At 37.2% G+C, this 25,872-nt stretch carries 27 protein-coding genes and 2 tRNA genes; 27 read left to right on the top strand and 2 right to left on the bottom strand.

Annotated elements, in window-relative coordinates; translation table 11 throughout:
• Positions 1–5: 5 nt before the first annotated feature.
• The 14 genes from cydB (at position 6) to nadA (ending at position 9,876) form a co-directional block, all read left to right on the top strand.
• A complete protein-coding gene (gene cydB / locus OC457_RS09400) occupies positions 6–1,142 on the top strand; it encodes a cytochrome d ubiquinol oxidase subunit II (RefSeq protein ID WP_080173090.1) in 1,137 nt (378 codons plus the stop codon).
• 14 nt (positions 1,143–1,156) lie between these two features.
• Positions 1,157–1,264 (top strand): cytochrome bd-I oxidase subunit CydX, encoded by a 108-nt coding sequence (gene cydX, locus OC457_RS09395; RefSeq protein WP_036795409.1) that lies wholly within the window; start codon positions 1,157–1,159, stop codon positions 1,262–1,264.
• Complete coding sequence (locus OC457_RS09390; protein WP_235866888.1) at positions 1,257–1,559, top strand: cyd operon YbgE family protein; 303 nt, start codon at positions 1,257–1,259, stop codon at positions 1,557–1,559. Before cydX ends, OC457_RS09390 begins: the two co-directional genes overlap by 8 nt.
• Positions 1,560–1,829: 270 nt before the next feature.
• Entirely contained in the window at positions 1,830–2,234 is a 405-nt protein-coding gene (gene ybgC, locus OC457_RS09385; RefSeq protein WP_080173092.1) for a tol-pal system-associated acyl-CoA thioesterase, read from the top strand.
• Positions 2,235–2,921 (top strand): protein TolQ, encoded by a 687-nt coding sequence (tolQ, locus tag OC457_RS09380; protein ID WP_080173093.1) that lies wholly within the window; start codon positions 2,235–2,237, stop codon positions 2,919–2,921.
• Between the two features lie 6 nt (positions 2,922–2,927).
• On the top strand, positions 2,928–3,380 hold the full coding sequence (gene tolR / locus OC457_RS09375) for a protein TolR (RefSeq protein ID WP_080173094.1): 453 nt from the start codon (positions 2,928–2,930) through the stop codon (positions 3,378–3,380).
• A gap of 3 nt (positions 3,381–3,383) precedes the next feature.
• The gene (gene tolA, locus OC457_RS09370) at positions 3,384–4,400 is read left to right on the top strand and encodes a cell envelope integrity protein TolA (RefSeq protein WP_080173095.1); all 1,017 of its coding nucleotides are present in this window, start codon (positions 3,384–3,386) and stop codon (positions 4,398–4,400) included.
• A 76-nt stretch (positions 4,401–4,476) separates the two neighbouring features.
• Positions 4,477–5,799, top strand: a complete 1,323-nt coding sequence (tolB, locus tag OC457_RS09365) for a Tol-Pal system beta propeller repeat protein TolB (RefSeq protein WP_080173096.1) — start codon at positions 4,477–4,479, stop codon at positions 5,797–5,799.
• A gap of 65 nt (positions 5,800–5,864) precedes the next feature.
• A complete protein-coding gene (gene pal, locus OC457_RS09360; RefSeq protein WP_080173097.1) occupies positions 5,865–6,419 on the top strand; it encodes a peptidoglycan-associated lipoprotein Pal in 555 nt (184 codons plus the stop codon).
• 21 nt (positions 6,420–6,440) lie between these two features.
• Positions 6,441–7,169: a tol-pal system protein YbgF gene (gene ybgF, locus OC457_RS09355; RefSeq protein WP_080173098.1), complete on the top strand. Its 729-nt coding sequence runs from the start codon at positions 6,441–6,443 to the stop codon at positions 7,167–7,169.
• Between the two features lie 232 nt (positions 7,170–7,401).
• Complete coding sequence (locus OC457_RS09350) at positions 7,402–7,728, top strand: hypothetical protein (RefSeq protein WP_080173099.1); 327 nt, start codon at positions 7,402–7,404, stop codon at positions 7,726–7,728.
• A gap of 18 nt (positions 7,729–7,746) precedes the next feature.
• Positions 7,747–8,067 (top strand): hypothetical protein, encoded by a 321-nt coding sequence (locus OC457_RS09345; RefSeq protein ID WP_080173100.1) that lies wholly within the window; start codon positions 7,747–7,749, stop codon positions 8,065–8,067.
• Positions 8,068–8,086: 19 nt separating this feature from the next.
• A complete protein-coding gene (locus OC457_RS09340; RefSeq protein WP_080173101.1) occupies positions 8,087–8,452 on the top strand; it encodes a hypothetical protein in 366 nt (121 codons plus the stop codon).
• A gap of 362 nt (positions 8,453–8,814) precedes the next feature.
• The gene (nadA, locus tag OC457_RS09335; protein ID WP_080173102.1) at positions 8,815–9,876 is read left to right on the top strand and encodes a quinolinate synthase NadA; all 1,062 of its coding nucleotides are present in this window, start codon (positions 8,815–8,817) and stop codon (positions 9,874–9,876) included.
• A gap of 106 nt (positions 9,877–9,982) precedes the next feature.
• Here the strand turns inward: nadA and OC457_RS09330 are convergent, their stop codons facing one another.
• On the bottom strand, positions 9,983–10,558 hold the full coding sequence (locus OC457_RS09330; RefSeq protein WP_080173103.1) for a UPF0149 family protein: 576 nt from the start codon (positions 10,556–10,558) through the stop codon (positions 9,983–9,985).
• Positions 10,559–10,859: 301 nt separating this feature from the next.
• On the opposite strand from OC457_RS09330, the gene OC457_RS09325 reads away from it, so the two are divergent.
• The 10 genes from OC457_RS09325 (at position 10,860) to yiaY (ending at position 21,701) form a co-directional block, all read left to right on the top strand.
• Positions 10,860–12,512 (top strand): LytS/YhcK type 5TM receptor domain-containing protein, encoded by a 1,653-nt coding sequence (locus tag OC457_RS09325; protein ID WP_235866889.1) that lies wholly within the window; start codon positions 10,860–10,862, stop codon positions 12,510–12,512.
• A 7-nt stretch (positions 12,513–12,519) separates the two neighbouring features.
• Positions 12,520–13,248, top strand: coding sequence for a LytR/AlgR family response regulator transcription factor (locus tag OC457_RS09320; protein WP_080173329.1), 729 nt, complete (start codon positions 12,520–12,522; stop codon positions 13,246–13,248).
• Between the two features lie 190 nt (positions 13,249–13,438).
• Complete coding sequence (locus OC457_RS09315; protein ID WP_080173104.1) at positions 13,439–14,638, top strand: L-lactate MFS transporter; 1,200 nt, start codon at positions 13,439–13,441, stop codon at positions 14,636–14,638.
• Positions 14,639–14,860: 222 nt separating this feature from the next.
• Complete coding sequence (locus OC457_RS09310) at positions 14,861–15,949, top strand: glycerol dehydrogenase (protein ID WP_080173105.1); 1,089 nt, start codon at positions 14,861–14,863, stop codon at positions 15,947–15,949.
• Positions 15,950–16,129: 180 nt separating this feature from the next.
• Positions 16,130–16,933 carry an MIP/aquaporin family protein gene (locus OC457_RS09305; protein ID WP_080173106.1) on the top strand — a complete coding sequence of 268 codons (804 nt, stop codon included), beginning with the start codon at positions 16,130–16,132 and terminating at the stop codon, positions 16,931–16,933.
• A gap of 269 nt (positions 16,934–17,202) precedes the next feature.
• Positions 17,203–17,658, top strand: coding sequence for an L-alanine exporter AlaE (locus tag OC457_RS09300; RefSeq protein ID WP_080173107.1), 456 nt, complete (start codon positions 17,203–17,205; stop codon positions 17,656–17,658).
• 214 nt (positions 17,659–17,872) lie between these two features.
• Positions 17,873–17,960: transfer RNA gene (locus OC457_RS09295), tRNA-Ser, on the top strand.
• Between the two features lie 27 nt (positions 17,961–17,987).
• A tRNA-Ser gene (locus tag OC457_RS09290) sits at positions 17,988–18,078 on the top strand.
• 575 nt (positions 18,079–18,653) lie between these two features.
• Positions 18,654–19,928, top strand: a complete 1,275-nt coding sequence (locus OC457_RS09285; RefSeq protein WP_080173108.1) for a DEAD/DEAH box helicase — start codon at positions 18,654–18,656, stop codon at positions 19,926–19,928.
• Positions 19,929–20,552: 624 nt separating this feature from the next.
• Complete coding sequence (yiaY, locus tag OC457_RS09280; RefSeq protein ID WP_080173109.1) at positions 20,553–21,701, top strand: L-threonine dehydrogenase; 1,149 nt, start codon at positions 20,553–20,555, stop codon at positions 21,699–21,701.
• A gap of 248 nt (positions 21,702–21,949) precedes the next feature.
• Here yiaY and cls read toward each other — a convergent pair whose 3' ends face one another.
• A complete protein-coding gene (cls, locus tag OC457_RS09275; protein WP_080173110.1) occupies positions 21,950–23,410 on the bottom strand; it encodes a cardiolipin synthase in 1,461 nt (486 codons plus the stop codon).
• Positions 23,411–23,711: 301 nt separating this feature from the next.
• Here cls and OC457_RS09270 point away from each other — a divergent pair, with 301 nt between their 5' ends.
• The 3 genes from OC457_RS09270 (at position 23,712) to OC457_RS09260 (ending at position 25,772) form a co-directional block, all read left to right on the top strand.
• Positions 23,712–24,398, top strand: coding sequence for a TIGR01621 family pseudouridine synthase (locus tag OC457_RS09270; RefSeq protein WP_080173111.1), 687 nt, complete (start codon positions 23,712–23,714; stop codon positions 24,396–24,398).
• A 138-nt stretch (positions 24,399–24,536) separates the two neighbouring features.
• Positions 24,537–24,746: a hypothetical protein gene (locus OC457_RS09265; RefSeq protein WP_080173112.1), complete on the top strand. Its 210-nt coding sequence runs from the start codon at positions 24,537–24,539 to the stop codon at positions 24,744–24,746.
• An 84-nt stretch (positions 24,747–24,830) separates the two neighbouring features.
• Entirely contained in the window at positions 24,831–25,772 is a 942-nt protein-coding gene (locus tag OC457_RS09260) for a class I SAM-dependent methyltransferase (protein ID WP_080173113.1), read from the top strand.
• Positions 25,773–25,872: the final 100 nt, after the last annotated feature.

Genomic DNA, 25,872 nt, shown 5'->3' with positions numbered 1-25,872 from the left:
GAATAATGTTTGATTATGAAAGCTTGCGAATCATTTGGTGGGTGCTAATTGGTGTATTGTGCATCGGTTTTGCAATTACAGATGGTTTTGATATGGGCGTAGGTATGCTGTCTCCAATTATTGGTAAGACAGATAACGAACGCCGTGTAATGATTAACTCAATTGCACCACACTGGGATGGTAACCAAGTTTGGTTGATCACCGCTGGTGGTGCATTATTTGCAGCATGGCCATTAGTTTACGCAACGGTATTCTCTGGTTTTTATGTGGCAATGATTTTGACGTTAGCTGCTCTTTGGTTGCGTCCATTAGGTTTTGACTACCGTTCTAAGCTGACCGATTCAAAATGGCGTGATTTATGGGATAAAGCAATCTTTGTCGGTAGCTTTGTTCCTCCTGTTATTTTCGGTGTTGCTTTTGGTAACCTGATGCAAGGTGTGCCGTTTGAAATAAACGAATTTATGATGACAACCTATAAAGGTTCATTCTTTGGTTTATTAAACCCGTTTGCATTACTTTGTGGTGTGGTTAGCTTATTAATGGTTATTACCCAAGGTGCAACATTCCTACAAATGAAAACGACCGATGCTATTCATGCTCGTGCCCGTAATGTTGCAGCAATTTCTGCAATATTAATGGCGGTGGTATTTATTATTGCAGGGTTTGTTTCTCAAGGTATTAATGGCTATGTGATTACCTCTCAAGTATTGCCAAATGTAGCATCAGATCCACTAACGAAAGAAGTTGTTCGTCAAGTGGGGGCATTGTTCATTAACTACCAAAACTACCCTGTATTGTGGATAGCACCAATACTGGCGGTTGTTATGCCATTACTAACAGCATTATGTTCACGTGCTGAGCGTGCAGGTTTTGCATTCTTGTTCTCAAGCTTAACGGTTGTTGGTGTTGTATTAACATTTGGTTTCGCAACGTTCCCATTTATTATGCCATCAAGCTTAGCGCCTAATGTAAGTTTGACCATTTGGGATGCAACGTCATCTGAATATACATTACACATCATGACAATTGTTGCGTTTGTAATGGTACCTGTGATCTTGGCGTACACTGCATGGTGTTACTACAAAATGTTTGGTCGTCTTGATACTAAATATATCGAAGACAACAAGACTTCACTGTATTAAGGGGTAGACGAACTATGTGGTATTTTGCTTGGATTTTAGGTGTTTTACTGGCTTGTTCATTCGGTATTGTCAATGCGTTATGGCTTGAAACGACTGAAAATATGGATAAAGACAGTGAGTAAAATAGATCGTGCGGTAAAGCTAATTCATGCACCATTGACTGTATTACCTCTTAAATTATTAGCAATAGTAATGGCATTGACGATTACTGGGCTATTAATGTGGGAGCCTCGACAATTTGCTGAAGATATTGGTGGATTTAGTGCGGGGTTAGCACCATTGATGATTTGGGCAACCTGTAGTGCCATGATCTTTGGTATGGGATTTGTTCCTCATCGATGGTATTTTCAGGTGTTTTTCACACCGTATATCGCACTGCCTATATTGCTGTATATTTTGGGATTACGTTTTTTATAAGATGTAATCTGTAGAACTAAAAAGCCTGTTACCGTAATGGAAACAGGCTTTTTTTATAGGTATAAAATGACAGCCATTATTAATGTTTTTTGTTGCATGATAACTGAACAGAATTGTAATTTGATTGTCAGAAACTACTGGCAAATTTCATTTTTCAGTTAAATACACTTATCTATTGGTGCCACGGTAACTATCTGTAGATGACTTAGGGTATAGTGGTAGCAAGTGTGATTATTAGCACCGTGTAGGTATGGTGGTTATGGATATCAAATGAAAGAACAAGATATTTTTAAATGGCCGATTACCATTTATTATGAAGATACAGATGTAGGCGGGGTAGTATATCACGCTAATTATTTAAAGTTTTTTGAACGAGCTCGAACCGAATTATTGCGTTATATTGGCTTAAATCAGCAACAATTGTTTGCGGATAATATGAGTTTTGTCGTACGCAGTATGAATATTGATTTTATGCGTGGTGCAAAGTTAGATGATCAACTTATAGTGAACACAACTATTCAAAACATACGCAGAGCATCAATCGAATTTAACCAAGAATTAGTTAATGATCATAATGTAGTATTTTGCCGCGCTATAGTGAAAATTGCCTGCGTTAATCCAACCATTATGAAACCCATCGCGTTACCAGCACAATTAAAGCCGGAGATAAATTAGGTGAATTCAGAACTAACCATTTTAGACCTTTTTTTACAAGCAAGTTTGTTAGTAAAACTGGTTATGCTTATTTTACTTGGAATGTCGATTGCTTCTTGGGCAATGATCATTAAGCGCTCACAAGTTTTAAATAGTGCTGAACGTAATGCGAGTCAATTTGAAGATAGATTTTGGTCAGGTATTGATCTTTCACAACTTTATCAAGAAGTTCAAGAGCGTAAAGATGAATTATCAGGTTCTGAACGTATCTTTTATTCAGGTTTTAAAGAGTTTGCACGCCTACATAGCAACAATGGTCGTGTACCTGAAGCCGTAATGGAAGGTACTAGCCGTGCAATGCGTGTTTCATTATCTAAAGAGGTCGATGAGTTAGAAACTAACTTACCTTTTCTTGCAACCGTTGGTTCAATCAGTCCTTATATCGGTCTTTTTGGTACAGTATGGGGCATTATGACGGCATTTATTGCACTAGGAGCAGTAAAACAAGCAACATTGGCTATGGTTGCCCCTGGTATTGCTGAGGCATTAGTGGCAACTGCAATGGGCCTTTTTGCTGCGATCCCTGCGGTGATGTTTTATAACCGTCTTACTAATAAAGTAACTAAACTTGAACATACTTATGTAACGTTTATGGAAGAGTTTTCAAGTATTTTACACCGTCAGGCATTTGCAGCGAATCAGGAGTAATAAGCAATGGCTTATCAACCGAAGAAACGCAAAATGACGGCTGAAATTAATGTCGTTCCTTATATTGACGTTATGCTGGTGTTATTAATTATCTTTATGGTGACGGCACCGTTTGTTAGTCAAGGTGTTGATGTCGATCTGCCTAAGACACAAACGGCTGAGACGGTTGCAGATATGAATCCTAATTCTAATACACCACCGATTATTGTCGAAGTTGATAAAGATGGGCACTTAGGGGTGAGTATTGATAATGCTAATATGGTACATGGTCTCAGTCTTGATGAATTAGTTGCTCGAGTAAAAGCAGAGTTAGCCACTAATCCTAAAACATTGGTTATGGTGGGAGGTGATGGACGCACACCTTATGCCAATATTGTAGAGACCTTAGATGCATTAAGCCATGCCGGTGTTGGTTCTGTAGGTTTAATGACTGACCCACTCGATAAGCCTGGAAATTAAGGCATGAAAAAAAGTAATTACTCGATATCAGTTATTATATCTGTACTCGTGCATGCATTATTTATTGTGCTGTTATTGTGGGGAGCTGATTTTACCTTCGATAAAAAGCAATCTGTGGGTAATACTATTCAAGCTACCATGATTGATCCTGCTCTATTGAATCAACAGGCTCAACAAATTCGACAGCAACGCCAAGCAGCCAAAGATGCGGAACAAGCTCGTCAAGCCCGTTTAGAACAACAAACAGCAGTGCTTGAAGCACAACGTAAAGCTGATGCAGAGAGGCTTCGTCAGTTAAAAGAAGATAAGTTAGCAGCAGAAAAAGCAACTCGTGAAGCCGAAAAGCAGCGTCAATTGCAACAACAAGCTGCAGAAGCTCAAGCAAAGGTAGAAGCTAAAGCAAAGGCAAAAGCTCAAGCAAAGGCAGAAGCTCAAGCAAAGGCAGAAGCTAAAGCAAAGGTAGAAGCTAAAGCAAAGGCAGAAGCTCAAGCAAAGGCAGAAGCCAAAGCGAAGGCAGAAGCCAAAGCGAAGGCAGACGCTAAAGCGAAGGCAGACGCTAAAGCGAAGGCAGACGCTAAAGTGAAGGCAGACGCTAAAGTGAAGGCTAAAGCGAAGGCAGACGCTAAAGCCAAGGCAGATGCTAAAGCGAAAGCAGAAGCTCAAGCTAAACAAGATGCTGCACTCAATGATATGTTTTCAGGATTAGAAGCTGAAAATGAACAACGTAGTGGTGCGAAAGGTCAGCATATTGCTGATGAAGTGGCACGTTATGGCACTATTTATAAGCAAATGATTCAACAGCATTTATTAGTTGATCAAAGCCTTAAAGGTCAAAAATGTCAGCTAACCTTACGCTTGTCAGCGAATGGTTTAGTGTTGGATGTTTCACAGTTAGCGGGTAATGAAACTCTTTGTCGAGCGGCTAAATCAGCAGTACTGCAAGTGAGTGAGTTTCCTATGCCGGATAACCCAGATATCGTTAAACAATTACGGGTTATTAACTTAACGGTTAGTCCGTAGATTCTTCATTTGAATACTGACTTTATTTTTTTGTCGTAACAGTGGTTACGGCTTTTGTAACTATAAGGAGCTATTGATGAAACGTTGGATGATAGGTGTATGTTTTGCCTTACTAAGCGTTAGCCAATTTGCACATGCTGCACTTGATTTAGTCATCACTGATGGTGTTGATTCGGCCCGTCCAATAGGAATAGTACCTTTTGAGTGGCAAGGTCAAAATAAATTACCTACCGATATTTCAGCTGTCATTGCTTCTGATTTACAACGAAGCGGTAAGTTTAGCCCAATAGCCAATAATAAGTTACCGCAACGGCCTTATAATGAAAGCCAAATTAATTACAGTGCGTGGACGAAATTAGGCGTTGATGCCGTGGTGACAGGCAGTATTAGTCAAAACGCAGAAGGTAATTATGTTATTAATTATCAATTGGTTGATATTGTTAAAGGTAAACTACACAGTGATGAGCAAGGTGCTGCGAGTGATTATTTACTATTAAATAACCGTGCCGTTGTAAAACCGAATCGAATGCGTCAGTATGCTCATCGAATCTCCGATATGATTTATCAAAAACTAACGGGTGAACGTGGTGCCTTTTTAACCCGTATTGCTTATATTGATGATAATCAAGGAACACAATTTCCATACCAATTACGTGTTGCTGACTATGATGGTTATAACGAGCGTGTCGTTTTAAAATCAAAGCAACCACTAATGTCACCGGCTTGGTCTCCTGATGGTAGCAAGTTAGCATATGTAAGTTTTGAAAATGGTAAAGCAGAAATTTTTGTACTGGATATTTATAAAGGTACGCGTGAATTGATTGCTAATTATCCTCGTCATAATGGCTCACCACAATTTTCACCAGATGGTACAAAATTGGCAATGGTATTATCAAAAACGGGCAGTTTACAGATTTATATTAAAGATCTTAAAACGAAGCAATTACGTCAGATAACGCATGGTCGAGCTAATAATACTGAAGAAGTTTGGACTCCTGATGGGAAATCAATGTATTTCACTTCAGATCGTGGCGGTCGTCCACAAATTTATCATCTTGATTTAGCCACGGGTGATACTCAACGTGTAACATGGCAAGGCAGTCAAAATATGGGGGCGCAAATTACCCCTGATGGTCGTTTTTTAGTGATGGTTAATCGTTCAGATAGTGGTTACAACATTGCTAAACAAGATTTAAAAAGTGGTGCGGTTCAGATTTTGACCAAAGCAAAGTTAGCGGAATCACCAAGTATTGCACCTAATGGCAGTATGATTATTTATAGTTCAGCACAAAATAATAGCTATGAATTGTCGTTGGTATCTATTGATGGTCGATTCCAAGCGCGTTTACCGTCAACAAGTAAGCGTGTACGTGCGCCAGCTTGGGGTCCATTCCTATAATAGGATTATAGAACAATAACATATCCAGATAATGGGTATTACTGAATGATGAAGGATAAAAATAGATGCAACTTAACCGAATTTTGAAAGGCTTAGCCATTGCGTTACCAATGATGACATTAGCTGCATGTAGCTCGACCGATACGACAGGTAGTTCCGCTGCGTCTCAAAACCAAAATGGTAATGTTGGTATTAATAGTGGTATTGGTCAAACAACGATCTCTACTCCGATCGATCAAAGTGGGGCAATGACTGAACAACAATTGCATGAGCAACAAATGCAAAAGTTACGTCAACAAGAACAAACTGTATTTTTTAAGTTTGATAATGCTGAAATTCAACCAGCATATCAAAATATGTTAGAAGCTCACGCTGAATATTTACGTAATCATCCAAATATCAAGGTTGTTGTTCAAGGCCATGCTGATGAACGAGGTACACCTGAATATAATATTGCATTAGGTGAACGCCGTGCTACTGCGGTATCTCAATATTTACAAGCATTAGGTGTATCAGCTAACCAAATGTCGATTGTAAGTTATGGTGAAGAAAAACCATTATTGTTTGGTCATACAGATGCTGACTATGCAAAAAATCGTCGTGCAGTGATCGTATATTAATTAAGAGTTAGGTTGATAATTATGAACAGTAACAAAATAATGCGTCAATTTGCATTAGTGTTGCTGGTTGGTGCGGCGACCCAAGTGGTCGCCGCGCCTGCTTCAGCTGCTAATTTACAAACGTTAGAACGTATGCTTGAAGCACAGGGGCAATCACAATTGCAAGTGCAACGTCAGCTCGATCAAATGTCGGCTGATATTGATAATATTCGTGGCAAAGTAGAACGTAATAGCTACGATATTAAGCAAATGAAAGAGCGTCAACGACAATTGTATAACGATGTTGATCAGTTAAGCCGCCAGCCAGTAAAAGTTACTCCAGAGGTTAAAGACGTTAGTTCAGTATCAGTAGCAACATATTCTAAAAATATGAATGAGAATGACGCTTATCAAAATGCGGTGAATTTAATCTTGAAGAAGAAAGATTATCAAGGGGCGACCCAAGCATTTGAGGCTTTCTTAACTACTTATCCTGAGTCAGTATACAAACCTAATGCAAGCTATTGGTTAGGGCAGCTTCATTTTGCTCAAAATGATTTAGTACAAGCAGCAAAGAATTTTGAAGTTGTTGCAAACACTAAAGACTCAAGTAAGCGCGCAGATGCACTATTAAAACTTGGTGTTATTGCAGAGCGGAGTAATGATACCGTTAAAGCGATGGCATATTACACGCAAGTTGAGAAAGAATATCCTAACTCTACAAGTGCTAAACAAGCACAGTCTGCGTTATTGAAATTATCAAAGCATTAGGCTGATTGCTATAAATGTATGTAAACCCACATTTATGTGGGTTTTTTTATTATTTATTTGTTATTAGCTAAGAGTTATTCTTTTTTAGCCTATTTAAAATAAGTGTATTAAAAATTATATTTACCTATGTAAACGATCATGAAAATTATTTTTCTTTTTGGTATTATTTGTTTTTATTAAATAATTGCTGTTACTTAATGTAATACTATTACTATGGATAGTTGGAGTTATTTTGTTAAGTCAAAAAAAAATATTATGTTTTTCATTAATTTCTATTTTAGGGTGGTTATTTGCCTCTTATTTAATGATTATCCATTTAAGTAATGATCGTGATTTCATCAATGATAAAATTACAGTAAATGCTTATAATATTGTCTCTCAATCTCTGCAAGATAAAGAATCAGATCACGAAATTATTAAACAAATACAATTTTGGTTTGCAAATGATTGGACAGCTCAAACCGGATCTGTGACAACTATTTGTAATAATGATCGTGATAAATTGAAGCAAATACTTTCTGATTCTGCCATCGTAACAATTTGCCGTTTACGTATATAATTATAGAGGCTATTTATTATGAATAAACTAATGACAGTCTTATTAATATTATTAGCGTTATCTGGTTGGATTAGTAGTGGGGTGTTTATTTATCTATCTAAAATCAATCATGATTATGCTATTAAAATGGCAGGCGAAAATGCATTTAATATTATTGAACAATCATTAAAAAAAAGCCATTCAGAAGATGTAATTTTAACTAAAATAAAATTATGGAAGCAGGATGGTTGGACTGCACAAATAGGCTCAATTATCACGTTATGCCAGACTGATCGTCAACGTTTTCGGCAGTGGGTTAGTGCGGATAATCTTCTTAAAATTTGTGAAGGGACGAAATAGGTTATATATGGATCTCTTTATGATAGTGATGTTTATCTTCTTCTGTTTTATGACCGTTATATCATATATTTATTTATTAATTTCTTTGAAAGATAAAGAAAAACATCTTTCTTTTGATGATAAGACTAAAACTGTTTTTTGTGATGGAAAAAAAGTAATTTCGGTGCGTGATGGTAGTGGTAATCATCGATTTATAAAGTATATATTTGAAAATACAGATAGACAAATTTCAGTTACTGAACTTGAAACTGATGTTTTTTTTGGTCAAAACGTGAATATAGTAAAGGTATTAAGTAATACCCATTTACCCAAAGAGATTATAAACATGTTTTTCAGTGTTTCAAAAAATAGTCTAATATTTAAAAATAAAGCCTTTCTTAAGTAAGTAAGAAAGGCTTTCCGGCCTAATTTATAATAATGTGCCGCAAGGGTTAATTTGATGATAGTTATAGACCTTCATCAATGTCTCACCTCTTCTACAGGTAGTTTAAATAGTGCTTTAAAGCGAAGGTATATTATTTAAGATAGTAAGTTTTAAAACTGTGATCTATATCAATAAGTTTTTTTCTGAGATGTTCTCAGAGAATTCTGAGAATAAAATTAATATAAATTCACTTTTATATATACCCTTGTAGTATATATAACTATCTTTGAGTATATGTTGTGTATTTTTTACTAATGATGATATTTCAAAAATCATGCGTATAATGTTTTTAAATGTAAGGAATACTGACGAGCAAATGAATAATGAATATTGCATTTGATCCATCGGAAATGGTCTATCCGTTTCCACCTAAACCTGCTGTTTTATCGGAGAATGAAAAACAGGTTTATATTACTCAAATCAAACAACGTCTACAGGATAATAATGCAGTATTAATTGCCCATTATTATACGGATCCAGAGATTCAAGCTTTAGCTGAAGCAACGGGAGGATTTGTTGGGGATTCACTTGAGATGGCACGTTTTGGTAATCAACATTCCGCAACAACGTTGATTATTTGCGGAGTGCGGTTTATGGGTGAATCGGCAAAAATATTAACCCCAGAAAAAAAAGTATTAATGCCAACCCTTGAAGCTGAATGCTCGCTAGATCTTGGTTGCCCTGTTGATGCTTTTACTGATTTTTGTGATCAGCATTCAGATCATACGGTGGTCGTTTATGCAAATACATCTGCTGCGGTGAAAGCAAGGGCTGATTGGGTAGTAACATCAAGTATCGCTTTAGAAATTATTGATCATCTAGATAGCGAAGGTCACAAAATAATTTGGGGGCCAGATCGTCACCTCGGTGGGTATATTCAAAAGCAAACGGGTGCTGAAATGTTATTATGGCAAGGGGAGTGTATTGTGCATGATGAGTTTTCAGCACAAGCACTCAAGCAGATGAAATCTCTTCATCCTGATGCTGCTATTTTAGTTCATCCAGAGTCGCCCGCCAGTGTGGTTGCCTTAGCTGATGCAGTTGGTTCAACAAGCCAATTAATTAAAGCGGCAACGACGTTACCTCAACAAAAATTAATTGTGGCAACAGATAAAGGCATTTTCTTTAAGATGCAGCAAATGGTGCCAAATAAAGAATTAATTGAAGCGCCGACAGCGGGAGCTGGAGCGACATGTCGTAGCTGTGCACATTGTCCGTGGATGGCAATGAATGGTTTGAAAGCCATTTATACAGCTTTAGCTGAAGGGGGTCAGCAACATGAAATTTTTGTTGATGAAGCAGTGCGCGTAAAATCACTTATTCCACTTAATCGTATGTTGGATTTTGCTGCAGAATTACAATTAAAAGTGAAAGGTAATGCGTAAGTAACTGCTTGCTTAAGTAAAAAGAAAAAGAAAGGCGGCTCGATCTGCTACTCATTATCGTTAGCAGAATCGATTCGCCTTTTTTATTGTGTTTTTTAATCACAGATTATTGGGCGGCAACTAATTGCGCGCCGCGTTGTGTTAGGCCACATAGCATAACGGGAATTGCATTAAAGATTTCTTCAAACTGCGCCAATGCATCAGCGTTTTGTTCTTTAAGTGCTTCTAATGCAGTTTCAGGATCAAATAACAAGCTAAAAGAAAGTAATACGCCACCAAGTAGGGCATTATCTTCACTTTCTGGTGGCATGATTGTTTCCCAGTCATCACGAGCTAATTGCCAACCTTGTAGCATACCTTCGCAGAAACTGCTGGTTACATCAGTAACAATTTGGCTATCGTCTAATGCACAGCCATCAGGCCATTGCCAAGTGCTTTCAAATAATGCTGCACGAGCTTCGTTCCAGATTTCAATAATTGCTTTTGCGTAAGTTTCTAATTCTTCATGGCTATCAAAAGGTGATGTTTCTTCACCACCCCACATAAATGCTAACCATTCTGTTGGATCAATAAGGTGTGGTGCCGCAGCCATTGCAGTAACAAAGCCGCGTGTTTGTGATTCAGATAGCAATTGATCTGCTAATTGAGCATTTTTTAAGATAGTGCTTAGTTGTGAAGGCATAAAACAGTCTCGGGTTAATTATGATTAAGTGTTCAGATGCATTAACTATACATGCATAGATGAACTTTAGATCACTATTGTAACAGCCTCTTGATAACAACCTAGTAATGCTCAAAGATATTTATCATCTGGCACTAAAAAAATGAACAAAGGACGCTGATTGACATTAAATTACGTATTGTTGATTTTAATTAAAACATGAAGCCATAACTAATAACATAATCTTTAAATACGTAACGAATTTATGTTACGAAAATAGATTAAAGAGTTACATCATTTTATTTACAGTTAGGATCTAGCAATGTACAGCGAACAATTTATGATGTTATTGGCCGTATTTGAACGCGCGGCATTAATGTTAATGACATTATTTTTATTAACGCGTACCCAATTGTTTCAATCAATAGTAAAGAAAACCCATCGCCGACCTGTTGAAACAGCAATGATTTCAGCATTATTTATTTTATTTGCAGTCTTTAGTACTTATACCGGATTATATGTTGATGGTTCATTAGTGAATGTTCGCATTATAGCTGTACTATCTGGTGGTATTATTTTTGGACCATGGATTGGTATTCCTGCCGGTATTATTGCTGGTATCCATCGTTATTTAATTGATGTTGATGGTCCGACATCTGTTGCATGTTTAATAACAAGTATTTTTGCTGGTTTATTAGCCACATGGATTCATTGTAAGTGTGCAAAAAAAAATTATGCCCAGCTCGGTATTCTGGCTGGAATATGTTGTGAAATACTGACAATGGTATTGATTGTGGCGTTATCACATAATAAAGAGCAAGCTTATAATATTGTTGCTCATATTAGTTTTCCAATGATTCTTGGAACATTATCGATTGGGTTAATTATTAAATTAGTACAAGATTTAGATGAAGAACAAGAGCTTATTGCGGCCCAGCAAGCTAAGCTAGCTCTTGAAATAGCAAATAAAACGCTACCTTATTTTCGTATTAATACGCGACATGCTTTACAAAAAGTATGCAGTATTATTCGTTTTTATACCGGTGCTGATGCTGTCGCTATTACTAATACTCAAGATGTACGAGCTTATGTTGGTCGTGGAGAAGAACACTTTTTAGATGCCCACCATAAAATTAGCCAAATGACCCGTCAAGCAGTAGAAAGTGGAGAGCAAATAATAAGTAATAATCTTAATGTACATAATTTTCATTCATTACTCATTATTCCATTATGGGAAAACGGTGAGGTTAGCGGCACGCTGAAAATATTTTATTGTCAACCTGATCATATTCGAATGTCATTACGTGAAATGGCGATTGGGTTATCGCAAATAATATCGACTCAAATGGAAGTCTCACGGATTGAACAATTAAAACAAATGGCAACGAAAGCTGAATTTTCAGCATTACAAAGTAAAATTAATCCCCATTTTTTATTTAATGCACTTAATGCCATTTCTACTTTAATTCGTATTCGCCCTGATGATGCTCGACAGCTTATTGCTAATTTGGCTGATTTTTTACGCTACAATTTAGAGCGTGATGTTGAATTAATTGATATTCAAGATGAAATTCAGCAGGTACGGGATTATGTTGCCATTGAAAAAGCGCGTTTCGGTGCAAAACTGGAGGTGGTCTTTGATATTGATGATGTTCACTCTCAAATACCGTGTCTATTGATTCAACCATTAGTAGAGAATGCTATTTTGCATGGTATTCAGCCATCAAGAGTCGCAGGGAAAGTGTTTATTTCGGTGAAAAAAAAGGTTGATGATGTGGTTGTTACTATTACAGATACTGGTGTTGGTATCGATCAGCAAACGATTGATAAATTATATCAAGGTAAAATAGAGTCACATCATATTGGACTTAACAATGTTCATCAGCGGTTATTGTTATTGTATAGTGATGGGTTACATATTTGTCGACTTGAACAAGGAACAAGTATGCAGTTTTTTATAAAAAATCAGGATTAAGATCATGATATTAAATGCTTTGATTGTAGAAGATGAATATTTAGCCCGCGAAGAATTAACATATTTAATCGAAAAGCATAGCACTATTAATATTGTGGCTGCATTTGATGATGGTTTAGATGCTTTTAAATTTTTACAATCTAATAAGGTCGATCTTGTCTTTTTAGATATTAATGTTCCGTCAATTGATGGCATGTTATTAGCGCGTAATATCGCTCAATTTTCCCATAAGCCTCAAATTATATTTACTACTGCTTACAAAGAATATGCAGTAGATGCATTTGAATTAGAAGCGGTTGATTATTTATTGAAACCACTTAATGAGCAACGGATCATGGGGTTATTAGCTAAGTTGCAGTTACGTGCTCAAGAAAAAGAATTACCGCACTCAATGACTAATACACGTAGTCAGAGTATTAATTTAATGCTCAATAATCATATTCATGTGACAGCGATTAGTGATATTTGTTGTGCGATTGCCAATGAAAAAGTAACACAGGTTTATACTGCGAAAGGGTGCTTTATTGCATCAATGACGATCAGTGAGTTAATGTTACGTTTACCTGTTGATGATTTTTTTCGTTGTCACCGTTCTTATTGTATTAATATTAATGACGTTAAAGAAATCATTCCATGGGTTAATAGTACTTATATGATAAAAATGGACCATGTTGAGCAGCATATTCCGGTTAGCCGCAGTAATTTAAAAGCTTTCCGGCGTTTAATGCAGTTGTAAATTACAGTCTATGATTAGCGGCTAAATGTATTTCATGCCGCTATATTGCATTTGATTCCCCATAAGTTACCACTGATTTTATTGTTTTATTACCCTCTTGTTATCTATGGTTATTGTCGTATTTTGGTGAGCAGCAACAAGGCAATTTGCAGTATGCCTTAAGTATTTTACCGAAACAAAGGACGTCACTATGGTCACTCAAATTACTAATCGCAGCCGTTATTTTACGTTATTGGGCACCGTTATAACTCAGTTTGCTTTAGGTTCAGTTTATACCTGGAGTTTATTTAACGCTCAGCTTGCAGGTAAGTTATCAGAGCCCGTCAGCCGTGTGGCTTTTTCTTTTGGTATTATGAGTCTCGCTTTGGCGGTTGCTTCATCAATGGCAGGTAAAATGCAGGAGCGTTTTGGCGTGCGTAACGTTACGCTAGGAGCGGGTATTTTATTGGGGGCAAGTTTATTACTTACCGCTCATGCTACTAATATTTGGTTGTTATATATCTTTGCTGGTCTGTTAATTGGTTTTGCTGATGGTACTGGGTATTTAATGACCTTGTCTAACTGCGTTAAGTTTTTTCCTGAGCGTAAAGGGTTAATTTCTGCCTGTGCGATTGGTGCGTATGGCTTAGGTAGTTTAGGTTTTAAATTCATTAATATGTATTTTCTTGAGCACAATGGCTTAGAAAGTACGTTTGATTACTGGGGCGTTCTTGCAATGGTCATGGTCATCATCGGTGGTTTAATGATGAAAGATGCACCTAAACAACACGTTTCTGCTACAGAATCTGCTGCTGAAGTACGTGATTTTAGTCTTTCACAATCAATGAAATGTCCTCAATTTTGGATGTTAGCTTTAGTTTTCTTAACTGTTTGTATGAGTGGTTTATACGTTATTGGTGTTGCTAAGGATATCGGTCAAGGCTATGTACACTTATCTTTAGATGTTGCGGCATCAAGTGTTGCAATTATTGCTGTTGCCAATTTAGGTGGTCGTTTAGTGCTGGGTATTTTATCGGATAAAATGGCACGTACTAAAGTGGTTGCGATTTCCTTAGCGGTATGTCTAATCGGTGTGTGTTCTTTATTGTTTGCTCATCAAAGTCAGATGAGTTTTTATGTTGCTGTTGCCTGTATTGCCTTTAGTTTTGGTGGCACAATTACGGTATTCCCTTCATTAGTAAGTGATTTCTTTGGCTTAAATAATCTTACTAAAAATTACGGTATTATTTACTTAGGTTTTGGTATTGGTAGTTTTATTGGTTCAATTGTCGCTTCTATCTTTGGTGGTTTTATTGCAACTTTCTATTTAATGTTTGTACTATTAATTGTTTCATTAATTATCGCATTAACGATTAAATTACCGATTTTACCCAAGCAAAAAATAGCATAAATTCTTTTAAGAATAGATTAATTATAAGAACCCAAGCATTTGAAGCTTGGGTTTTTTTATACCGTTAAAGTAACATATTACGATTATATCGTGTGATTGTTACATGTCAGTAATAATCAATTGTCAACTAATGGGCTAGTGTCAATTGTGAAAATAATTAAAAATACCCTATAGATTTTTTAAGAATATAAAAAATAATTAACAGAATAAGGTGTTATATTTATGGATAAGATTATTATTAGCCCAAGTAAGTATGTTCAAGGTGAAAATGCGATTGCAGCGATTGCTGGCTATGTAAAACCGTATGGTCAAAATCCAATGGTTATTGCTGATGACTTTGTAACAGGATTAGTGGGTGAAACCACGGCTCATAGTTTTATTGAAGCGAATATGCAGTTTTCAATGGAATTATTTGGTGGTGAATGTTCACGACAAGAAATTGACCGCTTACAAGTTAAGATTGATGATGATCATAATGATGTCATTATTGGTATTGGTGGCGGTAAAACATTAGATACAGCCAAAGCGATTGGTTTCTATAAAAAAATCCCAGTTGTTGTTGTTCCAACAATTGCCTCGACTGATGCACCAACAAGTGCATTAGCGGTTCTTTATACTCCAACTGGTCAATTTGATCAGTACTTAATGATCCCAACTAACCCTACGATGGTTATTATGGATACTACGATCATTGCAAAAGCCCCTGTACGATTATTAGTTGCTGGAATGGGTGATGCGTTATCGACGTATTTTGAAGCTCGTGCAAATGCAGCTTCAGGTAAACCAACAATGGCTGGCGGCGCACCAACATTATCAGCACAAGCATTAGCTAAATTATGTTATGAAACATTATTAGCTGATGGTTTAAAAGCAAAAATTGCAGTAGAAAATAATTTACCATCTAAAGCTGTAATGAATATTATTGAAGCAAATACTTATTTAAGTGGTATTGGTTTTGAGAGTAGTGGTTTAGCGGCTGCACATGCTATTCATAATGGTTTGACTCAGCTAGAAGAAGCGCATCATCTATTTCATGGTGAAAAAGTCGCTTTTGGTACATTAGTTCAATTAGCATTAGAAAATGCACCATTAGAAGAGATTAATACGGTTCTAAATTTCTGTCATCAAGTAGGTTTACCGACTAACTTATTTGATTTAGGTGTAAAAGAAATTGACCTTAATAAGCTGATGGATGTCGCTGTTGCATCTTGTGCTGACGGTGAGACTATTCACAACATGCCGTTTACAGTAACACCTGAAGCTGTCGTTTCAGCAATACTTACTGCACACACTTTAGGTTTGAAGAAATAATAGTATGCCTCTGCTTATATTTACTTAATAAGTAGGGGCGTTATTTGATACATCAATACCAACTTTTAAATATAACCTTAGTTGTATTTTCCTTTTATTTATTTAATCGTTTTTATCTATGTAATTATTGGAGTAATAGAATAGTTCACATAAATAAAAATAATTAAGTTTAGGTGTAATATGTCAATAAATATTAAAAATAGAATTGTAAAAGAAAGTATGGCTGAGTTTATCGGTACAGCCTTATTAGTTTTCTTTGGTGTTGGTAGTGTTGCAGCATTGAAACTTGCTGGAGCCTCATTTAGCCAGTGGGAAATCAGTATTATATGGGGACTAGGTGTGGCTATAGCGATTTATTGTACCGCTGGTATATCTGGCGCTCATTTAAATCCAGCTGTTACTATCGCACTTGCAACATTTAATAATTTTGAGAAAAAGAAAATTCTGCCTTATATATTGGCACAATTAGGCGGTGCGTTTTTTGCTGCTGCTGTTATTTACGGTATTTACGGTAGTTTGCTCGATAATTATGAAATAACTCATCATATTATACGAGGTGATTTATCCGGTCTCGATTCTGCATCTGTCTTTTCAACATATGCTCAACCATTATTATCCGTACAATGTGCATTTATTATTGAATTAGTTATTACCGCAATATTAATGTTCTCTATTTTAGCAATAACCGATGATAGTAATGGTGTTGTTAATGGAGCAATGTCGCCATTGTTGATCGGATTAGTTGTTGCGATTATTGGTGGTTCTGTTGGACCATTAACAGGGTTTGCAATGAACCCCGCTAGAGACTTTGGACCTAAACTGTTTACATTTTTTGCTGGTTGGGATTGGGTAACGTTTACTGGCGGTAGAGATATTCCTTATTTTCTAGTGCCATTAATTGCTCCTATCATTGGTGCTTTGTGTGGTGCATGGTTATATTCACGGATTGCAACGTCTTACTTATCAGAAATAAAAGCGGCATAAAAATGACATTTAAGCTGTAAACTATACGCAATGCACATACTCATAACTAGATAATATTTAAAGCTATTTTAGTTAAAAGCAGTGTGGTTGAAATAACTATTAATATCAGCATTTTTAGTTAATAAATCTAAACTGAATTCAAAAATAGTGCCTTATTTTACAAAAAAGCTGTTCTAATCCGCATATACACTGCATGGTTTAAATTTACTGGTTTTAAGTAACGCTTACCATGCTTATGCTGGTTGATTTCGCTAGAGTAAGGGATGTGAATGTCTGTTATTAAAGTGCCATTTAAGGTAAGAAATGCTGCTGCAGATATATTTGCAATGGTGGTATTTAGCTTTGTTACGGGAATGATGATTGAAGTTTTTATTTCAGGCATGTCTTTTGAGCAGTCATTAGCATCTCGTACGCTATCGATCCCGATCAATATTGCCATAGCGTGGCCTTACGGTATGTTTCGTGACTATGTTATTGGTTTAGGGCGTAAACTGTCTCCAGCACGATGGATGAAAGGATTATCAGATATGGTGGCATATGTTGTATTCCAGTCACCTATCTATGCTTGTATTCTTTTTGCTGTGGGTGCGAACAAAGAACAAATTATCGCAGCGGTAATGAGTAACATCTTAGTGTCAGGTGCACTAGGCGTGGTTTATGGTCAATTTCTTGAGTTATGCCGCAGAATATTCCGTGTTACTGCGTGTGCTCAACCAACAATTTAAACCGTTTTACTTTTATTTATATTTATCAAAAGCACCCACTGAGGTGCTTTTGCTGTTTTTAAATGATGGTAAATAATAGTTTTGGTACAATAATAGTGCAAATTGCAGCTTAAGGCGGCAGATGGAAAAAACTTGCACAAAAACCCTTGACGCAGATCCCATAAATCAATATATTACACGCCGTCGACAAGCAAAGCGTTGTTGGCAACAATGTGGTGAGGTGTCCGAGTGGCTGAAGGAGCACGCCTGGAAAGTGTGTATACGGCAACGTATCGAGGGTTCGAATCCCTCCCTCACCGCCATATCTCTTTTAGAGAGATATAAAAATTGGAGAGATGGCTGAGCGGTTGAAAGCACTGGTCTTGAAAACCAGCATACGTTTATAGCGTATCTAGGGTTCAAATCCCTATCTCTCCGCCACATTCAAGAAAGCCGTTAACGAAAGTTAACGGCTTTTTTACATCTGCATGAAAGTGGTGTGTAGACCGAGCAAGTAAAGTAGGGTTCAAATCCACTAATCCTCGAAGCTACTCCGCCACATTCAAGAAAGCCGTTAACGAAAGTTAACGGCTTTTTTACATCTGCATGAAAGTGGGTGTGTAGACCGAGCAAGTAAAATTGGGTTCAAATCCACTAATCCTTGAAGCTGCTCCGCCACATTCAAGAAAGCCGTTAACGAAAGTTAATGTTTTTTTTACGTCAAACACTCCGTCATTCCCTACAGTGAGGTTACGCACGAGATAGATAATCTACGATTAGCGTGTTGTAGCATTATTGTTTTGGCTGATACTTTAGTCTCTCTTTACCGGCGTCTTTATATACTCACTGGCATGATAGTTTAGCTTTCGACATGACGTCGAATAACCCACCCGTAATAGCGTCATAAACTTCCCACAAATACATCAGTTACCCTTTATAAAGGAATATCACTAACTGAGTACTGCTTAAATAAGCTAAAATAACAGGAATTATTTTAGTTTTGAGCCTGCATATTAATGACGACGACAACAACACCTGCCAACTTTGCTGAACTTGGCCTAATTTCACCTTTGTTAGCACGATTAACGGAGCTGGAATACCAACAGCCAACGCCTATTCAAGCACAAGCTATTCCAAGTGTCTTAGCGGGACGTGACTTAATTGCGGGTGCAAATACAGGTTCAGGTAAAACAGCAACATTTGCTTTGCCGTTATTACAACAGCTGTATCAAGCTAAAGCTACTGAGAATAAAAACGCTAAGGGTAACTATGTTACTGGGTTGGTGTTAGTACCAACGCGTGAATTAGCAAAACAAGTTGCAGATAGCATTAAATCTTATGCGACACATTTTAACGGTGCAATTAAAACTGTTGCTGTATTTGGTGGCGTATCAGTAAATACTCAAATGCTAGCCTTACGTGGCGGTACTGATATCTTAGTGGCAACACCGGGTCGATTATTGGATTTGATTTCAAGTAATGCTATTAAGCTTGATCGCGTTAAAACCTTAGTACTTGATGAAGCTGACCGTATGCTAAGTCTTGGTTTTACAGAAGAACTGTCTGCATTATTGGCATTGTTACCTAACAAAAAGCAAACATTATTATTCTCAGCAACGTTCCCTGAACAAGTTAAGATGCTAACTCAAGCGTTACTTAACGATCCAGTTGAGCTTCAATTACAAAGTGTTGATGCAAGTACGTTAGTTCAACGTGTTTTTACCGTAAATAAAGGTGAAAAAACAGCAGTATTAGCGCATTTAATTAAAGAAAATCAGTGGCGTCAAACGCTTATATTTGTGAATGCTAAAAATAGTTGTGAACACCTAGCGGATAAGCTTTCTCGACGTGGTATTTGTGCAGAAGTATTCCATGGTGATAAAGGCCAAGGTGCGCGAACACGTGTATTAGAAGCATTTAAATTAGGTGACATAGAAGTACTAATTGCAACAGACATTGCAGCACGCGGTCTTGATATTGAAAAGTTACCAGTAGTGATTAACTTTGATTTACCGCGTAGCCCAGCAGATTATATGCACCGTATTGGTCGTAGTGGTCGTGCGGGTGAGGTGGGTTTAGCATTATCATTGATTGATTATGAAGATAGCCATCACTTTAAAGTTATCGAGAAGAAGAATAAAGTTCGACTCGAACGTGAACAAGTGGCGGGTTTTGAAGTCGATGAATCTGAAATGTTGTTAGCGGCAGAAAAGCCAATGGCAAAACCTGAAGGTACAGGTAAAAAGAAACGTAAAAACAAACCAGCCCCTGTTGATGATTTTTGGTCATAAGACAGATTATTATACTGGTCGCTTTTTTTATCAGTACATGAACTAAAAAAATCCCTCGTTAGTAGTAACGAGGGATTTTTTTATAATTGATTATTATTGTCATTGTTACACCCAAATAAACCTAGTGACAATACCAGCGAAATAGCAATCGGAGTCAATTTAAACGTCATAATGTTCCACCTAACAAATATGTAGTGTAGGAATGCTCACGTCGGTCAAGAGTGAATATTCTCAAGCGGTAAGAGTAATAAGATGCTGCATTAATCGCATAGTAGGGGGAAATTGCTATGGTGGTAAGATGATAAAACAATCATTTACTGGATTTTTGTACCGATTAAATTGAAACGTGATACTGCTTCATCGGCTATTTAAGCGTTTTATGTTTCCTTGATGAATAGTATTGTTTCTATTGAGAAACAATTTCTGTGAATTTTTGGGATCTAGTTCATAGTCTGATAGATAATTTACAGTGTTTTTTCAATACTTGTTTTAGATCAAATAGATTTTAAAATCAAAGGCGTAAAAATACCTAATACGTATTCAAGCTGAATGTCATTATTTAAAGCTGTTTTATAGAATGAGACATATTTAATAATGAGTATTTGAAAAATAAGGTAAGTTATTATGAGCAGTGCATTTTACATTCCAAGTGTTAACTTTATGGGCGCAGGTTGTTTAACAGAAGCGGCTGATGCAATTAAGGCTCACGGTTTTAAGAAAGCATTAATTGTAACGGATAAAGTCTTAAACGAAATTGGTGTTGTTACGCAAGTTGCAGTGCTATTAACTGAGCGTGGTATCGATTCAGTTGTTTACGCTGGTACTCAACCAAATCCAACCATTACGAATGTTGATCAAGGCTTAACACTGTTAAAAGACAACGGTTGTGACTTTGTTATTTCATTAGGTGGGGGTTCACCTCATGATTGTGCAAAAGGTATTGCATTACTAGCTGCGAATGGTGGTCAAATTGGTGATTACGAAGGTGTTGATCGTTCTGCAAAACCACAATTACCTGTTGTAGCAATTAATACAACCGCTGGTACTGCTTCTGAAATGACACGTTTCTGTATTATTACTGATGAAGCGCGTCACATTAAAATGGCGATTGTGGATAAAAATACCACGCCATTAATGTCAGTTAATGATCCTAAATTAATGCTAGCTAAACCTGCGTCACTAACGGCTGCAACAGGTATGGATGCATTAACTCATGCTATTGAGGCTTATGTTTCTATTGCTGCAACACCAATTACAGATGCTGTTGCTATTAAAGCGATTGAATTGATTGAAGCTAACTTACGTACAGCAGTTAAAGATGGTCAAAACTTAAATGCACGTGAGCAAATGGCTTATGCGCAATTTATGGCGGGTATGGCATTTAACAATGCGTCGCTAGGTTATGTTCATGCAATGGCGCACCAGTTGGGTGGTTTTTATAATCTACCACACGGCGTATGTAACGCTGTATTGTTGCCACATGTTCAACGTTATAACGCACAAGTTTGTCCTGAGCGTTTACGTGATGTTGCTGCAGCGATGGGTGTGAATGTAAGTGAGATGACACCACAGCAAGGCGCAGACGCTGCAATTGATGCAATTATGGCGTTATCACAAGATGTTGGTATTCCTGCTGGCTTAAAAGATCTTAATGTGAAGGCTGAAGATATTTCATTGTTAGCTGATAATGCACTGAAAGATGCGTGTGGTTTTACTAACCCTAAACAAGCTACACATGAAGAAATTTCACAAATCTTTATGGCTGCAATGTAATCGTCGATATTATTGATACTAATACTCGCTATCAATATGTATAAAAAACGCCTCACTAGTTGAGGCGTTTTTGTTTTTATCATTAAACTATCATTGAGTTAGACTAATCATGATAAGTTTTAGACTTAATGTAATGTACCTACCGTCATGACCTCTTCCGTCATTCCCTACGAACCCCCTCAAGGGCGATAGGGATCTCTTTTAAAAGATGACGACTTAAGGAATAGGATCGCAGTACATTAACCGCCTTATAATAATGGACTAAACATGTAGAAGAAGCGTTCACCAAACTTATTACGTACCGAGCGTTTTTCCCATTGTTCTTTATCTACCGGTTCTGAGTTTGCAATGTAACTTTGCTGTAATTGGCTCAGCTTATGCGTAAATTCAAGATTATCCACCGCCATGGTGACTTCAAAATTGAGCCATAAACTGCGCATATCAAGGTTAACCGTACCAATTAAACAGTGCGTATCATCAATTACAACTGATTTAGTGTGTAATAGGCCACCATGAAAGCGATGAATATGTACCCCTGATTTTAATAAATCACTAAAGAAAGAACGGCTAGCCCATTCAACCATGGTCGAATCATTTTTATTTGGTAGCACAATATGAACCGCAATATTACGTTCTGCAGCACCTTTCATCGCATGTAATAAGTGTTCACTTGGCACAAAGTAAGGTGTGGTGATAACAATACTTTTCTTTGCTTGATAAATACTTAGCAGTAATACTTGATGAATAATATCATCGGGCATACCCGGACCTGAGGGGATCACTTGTACGGTGTCATATTCAGGTTCATCTTCAGTCAATATTTTGCAAGTTGGTAGCGGAGGTAAAAACCGTTGCCCCGTTTCAACTTCCCAATCCCACGCTTGAATACAATTAAGTACCGAAACAGTAGGACCGCTGATCCTGACCATAACATCGACCCACTGGCCGACACCAGCATCGACTTTAAAGAACGCCGGATCAACTAAGTTCATTGAACCTGTATAAGCAATATTATCATCAATAACGACTATTTTACGGTGTTGACGTAAATCTAAACGGCGTAAGAACATACGAAAAGGTGATACAGCAAGTGCTTCTACAAGCTCAATGCCTGCACCACGGAGTAATTTCGGCCAATGAGAACGGAAAAAACGCATACTCCCTGCTGAATCAAGCAATACTCGAATTCTAATACCACGTTTTGCGGCTTTAATTAGAGCGACACCGACTTCATCAGCAAGACCGCCAGGATACCAAATGTAAAATTCTAGGTGGATTGCATGTTGAGCGTTATTAATATCAGAAATAAGCGATCGTAAAATTTCATCAGTTGATGATTTTAATGATAGTTGATTACCGACTAATCCAGGCAAACCAAGACGGTTTTCACACAGGTCGCTAATTGGTTTTGCCACATCACTCATATTTTGTGGTTGATGATCAGGACAATCAGTCAGACATTGAAACCAACTTGCAAAAGGAAAAAACATCTCTCGAGCGCGTTCAGCACGTTTTTTTCCAAGATTTAATTCGCCAAATAACAGGTATGCAATAACACCGCCAATGGGAACGATATAAATAATCATCATCCATGCGAGAGACACACCAACAGCTCGGCGTTTAAAGACGACGCGGACAGTGACTGATGCAATTAGCAACCAATAGGCAAAGATGCCAATCCACGTTAAGATTTGATAAAACTGTTCCATCAAATAACTTCATCAATATATAAATACAATTTGTATATATAGTGCATTGAAACGAAAAAAAAACCTAATATTCAGTGCTCTTTAATACTTATGTTTATTTATCAAGACTATTTTTGAGGAAGCATTACCATTTTTAATATAAAAAAGTAAGGGAATAAAAGAGATATATGATGATATTTAATTACTTGAAGTCATGATTAAATATGATGTGCTGTTATAACTTTAACCTTAATACTTTTCTTTTTTTAGTGGCTGGTTATACTCGCGGCATCTTTGTACCGTAAAGGCGTTATGTTCAATTATGTTTGATCTTGTTTACCAGCACTCTGATTTCTTAGTTATTAATAAACACCCCGGGATCAGTGTTCATAAAGATGATAATGAGCAGCCATTACTTGCCGCTGTTGCTGAGCAAACTGGCGATGAAAAACTGTATCTTATTCATCGACTTGATAAAATGACGTCAGGGTTATTGCTACTTGGGCGCAATAAAACGGCAGCCGCTGCACTATGTGCTAATTTTGCTGATCGTCGAGTTGAGAAGTTTTATGTGGCGATTGGTACTAAAAAGCCAAAGAAAAAACAAGGTGTTGTGATTGGTGATATGACCCGTTCACGTCGTAGTAGTTGGAAGCTAGAAACAACTAAAGAAAATCCTGCCATTACTCAATTTTTCTCAGCAGCGGCAGGCGAGGGGCGTCGAATATTTTTGTGCAAACCACATACTGGTAAAACGCATCAAATTCGAGTGGCATTGCGTAGTGTCGGTTCTGGTATTACTGGTGATGATATTTATGGTAATGAGGCGGCAGATCGCGGCTATTTACACGCATATGGTTTACGTTTCCCCTATCAAGGTGAATTACAACAATTTTTATGTTTACCAAGTGTAGGGCAATTATGGTCGACAGCAGAAGCTGAGCTGGCATTAACCGAATGGCAGCAGCCTTGGACGTTATCATGGCCTGTATTAGCCAATAAAAAGTAATATCATGATTTAAACACATACAATTAGATACTTATTGGGTATATTGTGAGCGGTTGATTGATAAAACGTGGATGTGCATTTCTTTTTAGTATTGATAACTTATACTATGGCAGAGAATGTATTAGTTAGAGGTTTACAATGCGCAGTGCTCATTCACGTACGTTAAAAATGCGAGTTTCTCAACAAAAACGTCAATCACATCATCGTCGAAATCGTGCCCAACAATATTTAATATTACCTGAAACAACCCCGCGTCATTTTATTTCTTCATCAGCAACACTAACCTTACATTCCACAAGCCTTATCGATTATTCAGTCGAATATGTATTACGTGCACAACATCAGTAAATGATTCTATTTTATCCTGCGGTTGGTATTCTGAGGATCAACGTATAGAATAGCCCGCCTTAATTGACTACTTTGAATGATGTTATGGAAATTAGCGCTTTACCTACTTTAGAAGCCCATTTATTAACGGCTTTAGCGACACCACCGTCAGAAGTTCGCCGATTGTTTCATGGCCGCGGTCGCTGTTGGCTTGGGCTAGAACAAATCACTGTTGATTGGCTTCAAGGTCAAGTACTGGTTTCCTTATTCAAAGAGCCTGATGCTGATTTTATGCAAGCATTAACGGATTTGTTGACAGCATTAACACAAACAGAGATTTGGCAAGCAAGTGGAGCACGTTCTTTATTACTGCAACATCGAGATCGTCAAGGTTCGCCGATGGATGTAGTGTGGGGACAAAGCTCTGACTATCAAGATGTTATTGAAAGTGGTTTAACATATAAGTTAGATTTAGGGCGTAATCAAAATAACGGTCTGTTTTTAGATATGCGTTATGGTCGTGATTGGGTACGTGAGCATGCAGCAGGTAAGCGAGTACTAAATTTATTTGCTTATACTTGTGGCTTTTCTGTGGCCGCGATTGCTGGTGGCGCAGACTATGTTGTTAATCTTGATATGGCAAAAGCAGCGTTAAGTCGTGGGCGTGATAACCATCATCTAAATAACCATGATTTGAAGAAAGTAAGCTTCTTAGGCCATGAATTATTTAAGTCATGGGGCAAGGTTCGCAAGATGGGTCCTTATGATTTAATCATTATTGATCCGCCATCATTTCAAAAAGGCAGTTTTGCGCTGACCAAAGATTACCAAAAGATTTTACGTCGTTTACCTGAATTATTAACCACTGATGGTATTGTTTTAGCTTGTGTTAATGATCCGACGTTAACCAGTCAATTTTTAATTGATGGCATGGCTGTTGAAGCACCTGATATGGTGTTCTCTCATCGGTTAGACAATCCCGCTGAATTTGCTGATATTGAACCAGAAGCAGGGCTGAAAGCCTTAGTTTTTGAGCGTCAGTGCTAAGTTTATAGCGATTATATAAACCGCTAAAATAACTATCCCTTATCGACTCTACTAGTTTTAGTTCGGAGTAAATAAGGGATTTTTTTATCTAAAATTAGGA

This window comes from Photobacterium toruni (assembly GCF_024529955.1).
Classification (GTDB): Bacteria; Pseudomonadota; Gammaproteobacteria; order Enterobacterales; family Vibrionaceae; genus Photobacterium; species Photobacterium toruni.
This window is presented reverse-complemented; position numbering and strand designations above follow the sequence as displayed.